The organism is Salinibacterium sp. NG22 (assembly GCF_015864925.1).
Lineage (GTDB): Bacteria > Actinomycetota > Actinomycetes > Actinomycetales > Microbacteriaceae > Rhodoglobus.
In genome coordinates, this window is record NZ_JADYWG010000016.1 from 1 (window position 1) to 609 (window position 609).

Below are 609 nucleotides of genomic sequence, written 5' to 3' on the forward strand. Positions count from 1 at the left end.
AGCAAGAATTCACAACAAGTTGTTCTTTAGTTTAAGCTAGTATTTATTAGATTTTGCCTTTGTAGGCATACAAAGGCCTGTAGCTCAGCTGGTTAGAGCACCGTGTTGATAACGCGGGGGTCGGCAGTTCAAGTCTGCCCAGGCCTACCATTATTTACGGGGCCATAGCTCAGTTGGTAGAGCGCCTGCCTTGCACGCAGGAGGTCAACGGTTCGACTCCGTTTGGCTCCACCACTACTATAAACGATGTAAGTAAGCTTTAAGTGCTAATAGTATTAAATAGAAACAAGTGATTGTGATTGATTACTTCTTTCTGTTTTATACAGAATCTGTGACTCGATGAGAGCATAGAAACTATTTAAAAACATAGATATGAGTCTGGGTTAAGAGGAGCGTGTTCACGCGCACCTCTTAACCTTAATAGCTCACCTCTTAACGACATCAGTTGTTATCCCAGGGGTGAGTTATTAAAAAAGTAATAAGAGAACTGAATCAAGCGTATAAACATAGGTGATATCGTTATCATAATTAGATTGTATGACACTTAGAAGTCGAGAGACTACTTGGGGTTGGATGGTCAAGTAATGACGCGCACATGGTGGATGCCTT

The 609-nt window shown here is 41.5% G+C and carries 2 tRNA genes; both read left to right on the forward strand.

Annotated elements, in window-relative coordinates:
• The first annotated feature begins 73 nt into the window (after positions 1-73).
• A tRNA-Ile gene (locus I6E81_RS14220) sits at positions 74-150 on the forward strand.
• An 8-nt stretch (positions 151-158) separates the two neighbouring features.
• Positions 159-234 (forward strand) — tRNA-Ala (locus I6E81_RS14225).
• Positions 235-609: the final 375 nt, after the last annotated feature.